This is a genomic window from Polaromonas sp. (assembly GCF_018780625.1).
Classification (GTDB): domain Bacteria; phylum Pseudomonadota; class Gammaproteobacteria; order Burkholderiales; family Burkholderiaceae_C; genus Polaromonas.
The window spans coordinates 1-7,986 of the sequence record NZ_JADMJK010000222.1; the positions used below are offsets into that span (position 1 = coordinate 1).

Consider the following 7,986-nt stretch of genomic DNA (forward strand, 5'->3'; position numbering starts at 1 on the left):
GATATGGCCCCCACGCTTTTCACTTCGTGTCATGCGCTGCCCCCCGAGGGGGCTGACCTTGCTTGGGGCGGCCCGGCGCTACGGTCATTGCCCACCAAACGCATGCGGGGTTTCACGCTGATCGAGCTGCTGGTGGCCATCGGCGTGATGGCGCTGATGGCGGGCTTGAGCTGGCGCGGGCTGGACGGCATGGCGCGCACGCAGTCGCAGGTCCAGCAGCGCGCCGACGGGGTGTTGACGCTGCAGGCGGGGCTGGCGCAATGGGCCGCCGACCTGGATGCGATGGTGGACTTGCCTGCCGCGCAGGATCCGCTGCCCGCTCAATTGCAGCCGATGGACTGGGACGGGCGCGGCCTGCGCATCACCCGGCGCAGCACCGTGGCGCCGGGCAGCGGGCTGCTGGTGGTGGCCTGGGCGCAGCGCAACGTGGAGGGCGCGGGCCAATGGCTGCGCTGGCAGTCGCGGCCGCTGCAAACACGCGCCGAGCTGCAGTCGGCCTGGGACCGCGCCGCACAGTGGGCGCAAAACCCCGGTGACGAGGAAAAACGGGACGAGGTGCGTATCACGCCGCTGGCGCAGTGGCAGGTTTTCTATTTCCGCAGCGATGCGTGGACCAACCCGCTGTCCAGCGACAACGCCGCGCCCCCCCCCGAGCAGGCCGCGGCCAGCGCACTGTCCCTCCCAGCGGGCGTGCGCCTGGTGCTGACGCTGCCGCCCGGCCAGGCCATCAGCGGCACCCTGACCCGCGACTGGGTGCGGCCGACGGTGGGAGGCGGTAAATCTTGAAGGCCCGTCAGTCCGGCGCCGCGCTGCTGACGGCGATGCTGACCGTCGCGCTGGTGGCGACCATGGCAGCGGCCGCGTTGTGGCAGCAGTGGCGCAGCGTGGAGGTGGAGGCGGCCGAACGGGCGCGTGTGCAGGCGCTCTGGGTGCTCACGGGCGCGCTCGACTGGTCGCGGCTGATTTTGCGCGAGGACGGGCGTTCGGGCGGGGCCGATCACCTCGGCGAGCCCTGGGCCGTGCCGCTCGAAGAAGCCCGGCTGTCGAGCTTTCTGGCGGCGGACAAAAACAACACTGCGGACAACGCAGACACCCTGCTGCAGGTCTTTCTGTCGGGCCGCATCAGCGACCTGCAGGCGCGCATGAACGTACTTAACCTGGTGGACATGGGCAGCAAGGCGAACCCCGCGCCGCCCCAGGGAACGGACGCCGTCGCAAGCACCAGCGCAGGCGGCCAGCAGCCCGGCGCGGGCATGACCGCCACGGTATCGGAGCCCGACCTGCAGGCTTTTTCGCGGCTGTTTGAACGGCTGGGACTGCAGCCCGGCGAGCTCACCGCGCTGGCAGAAAACCTGCGTTTTGCCCTGGACACCAGCGCGGGCAGTAGCGCTGTCTCACGGGCGCCCCTGCTGCCGCAGCGGGTGGAGCAGCTGGTCTGGCTCGGCCTGTCGCCGCGCAGCCTGGCACTGCTGCGCCCCTACATCACGCTGCTGCCCGTGCGCACCCCGGTCAATGTCAATACCGCCAGCGCCTTGGTGCTGTCTGCCAGCATTCCCCGGCTGGACCTGGCGCAGGCACAGCGGATGGTGAGCGCGCGCCAGGTCAGCCCGTTCCGCACGCTGGCCGATGCGGGCAAGCTGACGGGCGAGGCCGTCGGGCCGCTCAATGCCGCGCAGCACAGCGTGAACTCGCGCTTTTTTGAGGTGCGCGGGCGGCTGCGGCAAGCGCAAGGCGTGGTGGAGGAACATTCCGTGGTGCAGCGCGACGGACTGAATGTGAAGACCTTGTGGCGCGACCGGGGCGCCCAGGCGCCGCAGGACGCCCCCCTACAATGACGCTCAAAAGCCACGCATGACCACCCTGATCATTACCCTTCCCGAGGCGCTCCCCACAGCGGCCACGCCCTGCGACAGCGTGCTGAGCGCGGACGGGCGCACCGTCATGCGCCATGTCGAGGCGCCCATGGCCTTGCTGCCCGCCCCAACCGGCGTGGAGATTGTGGCCGTGGTGCCCGTGGGCCGGCTGTCCTGGCACCGGCTGACGCTGCCGCCCGGCACCCTGAACAAAGGGATTTTTCAGGAGGGCAACGCCCCGCGTCTGCGGAGCGTACTTGACGGCCTGCTCGAAGACCGGGTGCTGGACGACCCGGCCCAGCTGCACTTTGCCATTGCGCCGCAGGCCCAGGCCGGCGCGCCGATCTGGGTCGCCGCCTGCGACCGGGCCTGGCTGCACGCCTGGCTCGCGGCGCTGGAACAAGCCGGGCGGCCGGTCGCGCACATCGTGCCCGAAATGACGCCGCCCGCCGAAGAAGCCGGCCGCGCCTCGCTGCACGTCATCGGTAACCCCGACCAGGCGCAAGCAGTGCTAAGCGGCGCGGACGGCGTGAGCATGCTGCCGCTGTCCGTTGCCAGCGCCGCGCTCATAGACTGGCCCGAAGGCGCCGAGGTGGTGGCCGAGCCCGCGGTCGCCGCGCTGGCAGAACAATACTTCAAGCGCCCCGCCACCTTGCAGACCGGCCCCGAACGCTGGCTGCTGGCCGCGCAGTCGGCGTGGGACATGGCGCAGTTCGACCTGCTCTACACCCGCCGGGCGCGCACCCGCAAGCACCTGTCCGCGCTGGTCAAAACCCTGCTCCAGGCACCCCGCTGGCGCGCCGCACGCTGGGCCGCCCTGGCCCTGGTCGCCGTCAACCTGGCAGGCCTGCAGGCGTGGGCCTGGCAGGAAAAAGCGGCGCTCGCGGCAAAGCGCGCGGCCATACGGGACACCCTCACCGCCACCTTTCCGGAGGTCCGCGTGGTCGTCGATGCGCCGCTGCAAATGGCGCGTGCGCTGGCTGACCTGCAGCGCCGCAGCGGCACCGCGTCAAGCGCCGACCTGGAAACCATGCTGGCACAGTATCAGACCTCAGTGCCCGACGCGCGCGCGCCATCGGCGATTGAATTCACAGCCGGCGAGTTGCGCCTCAAAGGCCTGGATGCTGCAAGCCAGGGGCTGCGCGATGCCCCCACCCGCCTGCAGGCCCGGGGCTACAGCGCACGCCTGGACGGCGACAGCCTGCTGATCAAACTGGAACGCCAACCATGAGCCTGCCCCCTTCGATCCAGTCGCTGCAGGCCCGCTGGGCCCAACTGCAGGCCCGCGAAAAAAGCCTGCTGGCGCTGGCGGCCGGCCTGGTGCTGGTCACCCTGCTGTGGCAGTTGAGCCTGGCGCCGGCACTGACCACGCTGCGCACGGCTGATGACCAGGCCCGCGCGCTCAATGCCCAACTCCAGCAGATGCAGGCCATGCAGACCGAAGCCAGGGCCTTGCAACAACAGCCCACGCTGGGCTTTGACGAGGCGCTGCGCGCGCTCACCCTGGCGACCGAGCAGACGCTGGGCGCCACGGCCAGACTCAACACGGCAGGCGACCGTACCAGCGTCACGCTGCAAGGGGCATCCGCCGACGCCCTGGCCCAGTGGCTGGCGCAGGCGCGGCTCAATGCGCGATCCGTGCCGGCCGAAGCCCGTCTGGTGCGCGCCGTGGCGCCTGGTGCACCCGGCGGTGCGACCTGGAACGGCGTGCTGGTGATGCAGTTGCCCGCACGCTAAAGCCATGCATTCATGAAGTACACGCTGACCTCGCGCGCGACTGCTGCCGCCTCTGCGCCCTGGCGCTGGGCGCTGGCGGGTGCGCTGAGCGGGCTGCTGCTGGCTACCCTGGTGTTTGCGCCGGCGCGCTGGCTGGCCACCGCAGTGCACCAGGCCAGCGGCCAGCAAATCAGCCTGCTGGAGCCCCGCGGCAGCCTGTGGCAGGGCTCGGCCCAGCTGGTGCTGTCGGGCGGCGCAGGCAGCCGCGACGCGATGGCGCTGCCCGGCCAGGTAGGCTGGCGCATCCGCCCGGCCTGGAGCGGCGCCGTGGCCCACATTTCGGCCGCGTGCTGCACCCCGCAGCCGCTGCAACTCAAAGCCGCGCTCGTGGGCTGGGGCGGCCTGCGGCTGACGCTGGCCGACGGCCAGTCCCAGTGGCCGGCCAGCCTGCTGGGCGGGCTGGGGACGCCCTGGAACACCGTGCAGCCGCAGGGCCAGCTCGTGGCATCGACGCAGGGCTTTCATGCGGAATGGATCCAGGGACGACTGAACCTGGCGGGGCGCCTGCAACTCGATGCCACGCAGATTTCGTCGCGCTTGTCCACGCTCAAGCCCATGGGCAGTTACCGCCTTACACTGCTGGGAGGGCCTACCGCCAGCCTGCAACTTGAAACGCTGGAGGGCAGCCTGCAGCTGACGGGCCAGGGCCAGTGGGTGGGGCAGCGGCTGCGCTTTGACGGGGTGGCCAGCGCCGCGCCTGAGCGCGTCGAAGCACTTTCGAATCTTCTGAACATCATTGGACGACGCAACGGCGCGCGCGCCATCATCAAAGTGGGCTAACCGTGAAATTACGCTGCATCAAACATCTTGTGTCCAAAAACCGTCCAATTGCTATATTTTCAATAGCTGGATACGCCCTTTTATCTGGGGCCATCGGTCTTTTTTCTTTAAATATTCAGGCGCAGACCGCCGTTGAGGCGCCCACCCCGGCGCCCCGACGCGGCGAGCCGGTCACGCTGAACTTTGTCAACGCCGACATCGATGCGGTGGCGCGCACCATGGCCGTCATCACCGGCCGCAACGTGGTGGTGGACCCGCGCGTCAAAGGCACGATCACGCTGACCACCGAACGCCCGGTGCCCCCGGCCGTGGCCTACAACCAGTTTCTGGCCGCGCTGCGGCTGCAGGGCTTTACCTCCGTCAATGCGGCCGGCCTGGACAAGATCGTGCCCGAAGCCGACGCCAAGCTGCAGAGCAGCGCCGTGTCCACCAATGTGCCTGTGAGCGGCGGCCAGATTGCCACCACCATCTTCAAGCTCAACTATGAGAACGCCAACAACCTGCTGCCCATCCTGCGCCCGCTGATCAGCCCCAACAACACCATCAACGTCAACCCCGGCAACAACTCGCTGGTGATCACCGACTACGCCGACAACCTGAACCGCCTGGGCCGCATCATCGCCGCGCTGGATGTGGCCAATGCCACTGATGTGGAGCTGATTGCGCTTCGCCATGTGGCCGCCATCGACGTCGCGCCGCTGATCGCCCGGCTGCTGGAAAGCAGCGCGGGCGGCGCCCAGCCAAGCACCGAGGCCAGCTACAAGACCACCGTGCTCGCCGAGCCCCGCAGCAACTCGCTGATCGTGCGCGCGGCCAATCCGGCCCGGCTGGCACTGGTCCGGTCGCTGGCAGAAAAACTCGACCAGCCCGCCATGAATGGCCCCAACGGAGCGGCCGGCAATATTTATGTGGTTTACCTGAAGAACGCCGATGCCGCCAAGCTGGCCGTGGTGTTGCGCGCCGCCATGACCAGCGGCACAGCAGCCGCTGGCGCCGGTGTCAGCACGGCCGGCGTGAGCGTACCCGCGGCGGCGGCAATGCCGGTCAACCTGTCGGGCGCCAGCGCCGCCGCCACGTCGCCGGTCACCCCCAGCGGCGCGCCCTCCACCGGCGGCGGCATCCAGGCCGATCCGGCCACCAACTCGCTGATCATCACGGCGTCCGAGCCGCAATACCGGCAACTGCGCGCCGTCATCGACAAGCTCGATGCCCGGCGTGCCCAGGTCTATGTCGAAAGCCTGATTGCCGAAGTCAACGTGGACAAGGCTGCCGAGTTCGGCATCCAGTGGCAGGGCCCGCTGGGCGGCAAGGGCGACAGCCTGATCGGGCTGCTGGGCACCAACTTTGGCACCGGCGGCAAGAACATCATCACGCAGGCCACGCAGGCCGGCTCGGTGGCGCCCGGCACGGGCTTTAACGCAGGCGTGGCGGCGCGCAGCAACGGCGTCTACTTTCTCGGCTTTCTGGCCAACTTTCTGCAAACCTCGGGCGCCGGCAACATCCTGTCCACCCCCAACCTGCTGACGCTGGACAACGAAGAGGCCAAGATCGTCATCGGCCAGAACGTGCCCTTTGTCACCGGGCAGTACACCAACGCCGGCGGCGGCACCAACGCCGGCAGCGTCAACCCGTTCCAGACCGTCGAGCGCAAGGACGTGGGCCTGACCCTGCGCGTCAAGCCCCAGATCAGCGAGAACGGCACGGTCAAGATGGCCATCTTCCAGGAGGTGTCCAGCGTGCAGCCGGGATCGGTCAATTCAGCCACCGGCCTGATCACCAACAAGCGCTCGATCGAGTCGAACGTGCTGGTCGAAGACGGCTCCATCATCGTGCTGGGCGGACTGCTGCAGGACGAATACTCCGGCAACCAGGAGAAGGTGCCGGGGCTGGGCGATGTGCCGGTGTTTGGCAACCTGTTCAAGTCCGAGAGCCGCAGCCGCAAGAAAACCAACCTGATGGTGTTTTTGCGGCCCGTGGTGGTGCGCGATGCAGCATCCACCGACGCGCTGTCGCTGGACCGCTACGATCTCATGCGCACGACCCAGCAACGGGCCCAGCCCCTGCCCAGCACGCTGGTGCCCATCAACGACTCGCCGGTGCTGCCACCTTCCGAAAGATAAGCCATGCAGCCGGTGCGCTACCCCCTGCCCTACGCGTTTGCGCGCAGCCAGCAACTGCTGCTGGAAGACCATGACGGCGAACTGACGCTGTGGCTGCACCGCCTGGGCGCGGGCGGCGTCAGCGAGGTGATGCGCAAGTTTGACGTGCAGCAGGTGCAATGCGAAGCACCCGAGCTGCTGCAGCAGCGCATCAGCGCAGCCTATGCGCAGAGCGAGTCGAGCGCCGCCACCGTGATCAGCGAAGTCGAAAGCGACGTGGATTTGTCGCGCATGATGCAGGCCCTGCCCGCGATCGAGGACTTGCTCGAAAATTCGGACGACGCGCCCATCATCCGCATGCTCAACGCGCTGCTGACGCAGGCCGCGCGCGACGGCGCCAGCGACATCCACATCGAGCCCTACGAGCGCCATTCGAGCGTGCGTTTCCGGGTTGACGGCTCGCTGCGCGACGTGGTGCAGCCCAACCGCGCGCTGCACGCCGCGCTGATCTCGCGCCTGAAGATCATGGCCGAGCTCGACATTGCCGAAAAGCGCCTGCCGCAAGACGGCCGCATCAGCCTGCGCATCGGCACCCGGGCGGTCGACGTGCGCGTCAGCACCTTGCCCAGCGCCCATGGCGAGCGCGCCGTGCTGCGCCTGCTCGACAAGAGCGGCGAGCGCCTGAACCTGGAAGCCGTGGGCATGCAGGGCGAGGCGCTCAAGCGCTTCGAGCAACTGGTGGCGCAGCCGCACGGCATTATTTTGGTGACCGGGCCTACCGGCTCGGGCAAAAGCACCACGCTCTATGCCGCACTGGAGCGGCTGGACACGCGGCGCCAGAACATCATGACGGTCGAAGACCCGATCGAGTACGAACTGCCCGGCGTCGGCCAGACCCAGGTCAACGCCAAAATAGACCTGACCTTTGCCAAGGCCCTGCGCGCCATCCTGCGGCAGGACCCGGACGTGATCATGATTGGCGAAATCCGCGACTTTGAAACCGCGCAAATCGCCATTCAGGCCTCGCTGACCGGCCACCTGGTGCTGGCCACGCTGCACACCAACGACGCCGCCAGCGCCGTGACGCGGCTGACCGACATGGGCATAGAGCCCTTCCTGCTCAGTTCCTCGCTGCTGGGCGTGCTGGCGCAGCGGCTGGTGCGCAAGGTCTGCACCCATTGCCACGGCGCAGGCTGCACCGTCTGCGGGCAAACCGGCTACCAGGGCCGCACCGGCGTGTTCGAGCTGCTGGTGACCAACGACGCGATCCGCGAGCAGATCCACACCCAGGCGTCAGAAGCCGAGATTCGCGCCGCCGCCCTGCAAAGCGGCATGACGCTGATGCGCGACGACGGCGAGCGCCTGGTGCAGGCCGGCATCACCACGCGTGAAGAGCTGGTGCGCGTCACAAGAGACTGAAAAAATGGCCCCCACGCTTGTCACTTCGTGTACTGCGCTGCCCCCCGAGGGGGCTGAAC

General features: G+C 68.4%; 7 protein-coding genes. All 7 read left to right on the forward strand.

Features of this window, described 5'->3' with window-relative positions:
- Positions 1-3: 3 nt before the first annotated feature.
- Genes IV091_RS15970 through IV091_RS16000 form a run of 7 tightly spaced genes read left to right on the forward strand, consistent with a single transcriptional unit; the run spans position 4 to position 7,927 of the window.
- The gene (locus tag IV091_RS15970; protein WP_366807014.1) at positions 4-786 is read left to right on the forward strand and encodes a prepilin-type N-terminal cleavage/methylation domain-containing protein; all 783 of its coding nucleotides are present in this window, start codon (positions 4-6) and stop codon (positions 784-786) included.
- The gene (gene gspK / locus IV091_RS15975; RefSeq protein ID WP_293470244.1) at positions 783-1,835 is read left to right on the forward strand and encodes a type II secretion system minor pseudopilin GspK; all 1,053 of its coding nucleotides are present in this window, start codon (positions 783-785) and stop codon (positions 1,833-1,835) included. Before IV091_RS15970 ends, gspK begins: the two co-directional genes overlap by 4 nt.
- A 16-nt stretch (positions 1,836-1,851) precedes the next feature.
- Positions 1,852-3,084 (forward strand): type II secretion system protein GspL, encoded by a 1,233-nt coding sequence (gene gspL, locus IV091_RS15980; protein ID WP_293470245.1) that lies wholly within the window; start codon positions 1,852-1,854, stop codon positions 3,082-3,084.
- Positions 3,081-3,590, forward strand: coding sequence for a type II secretion system protein GspM (gspM, locus tag IV091_RS15985; RefSeq protein ID WP_293470246.1), 510 nt, complete (start codon positions 3,081-3,083; stop codon positions 3,588-3,590). Before gspL ends, gspM begins: the two co-directional genes overlap by 4 nt.
- Positions 3,591-3,602: 12 nt before the next feature.
- Entirely contained in the window at positions 3,603-4,409 is an 807-nt protein-coding gene (gene gspN, locus IV091_RS15990; protein ID WP_293470247.1) for a type II secretion system protein N, read from the forward strand.
- 2 nt (positions 4,410-4,411) lie between these two features.
- Positions 4,412-6,529: a type II secretion system secretin GspD gene (gspD, locus tag IV091_RS15995; RefSeq protein WP_293470248.1), complete on the forward strand. Its 2,118-nt coding sequence runs from the start codon at positions 4,412-4,414 to the stop codon at positions 6,527-6,529.
- 12 nt (positions 6,530-6,541) lie between these two features.
- Positions 6,542-7,927, forward strand: a complete 1,386-nt coding sequence (locus tag IV091_RS16000; RefSeq protein WP_293470250.1) for an ATPase, T2SS/T4P/T4SS family — start codon at positions 6,542-6,544, stop codon at positions 7,925-7,927.
- Positions 7,928-7,986: the final 59 nt, after the last annotated feature.

What these genes read in the sequence shown, in the direction of transcription:
- IV091_RS15970 (WP_366807014.1), top strand. Translation starts at nt 4, where the DNA reads ATGGCCCCCACGCTTTTCACTTCGTGTCATGCGCTGCCCCCCGAGGGG.
- gspN (WP_293470247.1), top strand. Translation starts at nt 3,603, where the DNA reads ATGAAGTACACGCTGACCTCGCGCGCGACTGCTGCCGCCTCTGCGCCC.
- gspL (WP_293470245.1), top strand. Translation starts at nt 1,852, where the DNA reads ATGACCACCCTGATCATTACCCTTCCCGAGGCGCTCCCCACAGCGGCC.
- gspM (WP_293470246.1), top strand. Translation starts at nt 3,081, where the DNA reads ATGAGCCTGCCCCCTTCGATCCAGTCGCTGCAGGCCCGCTGGGCCCAA.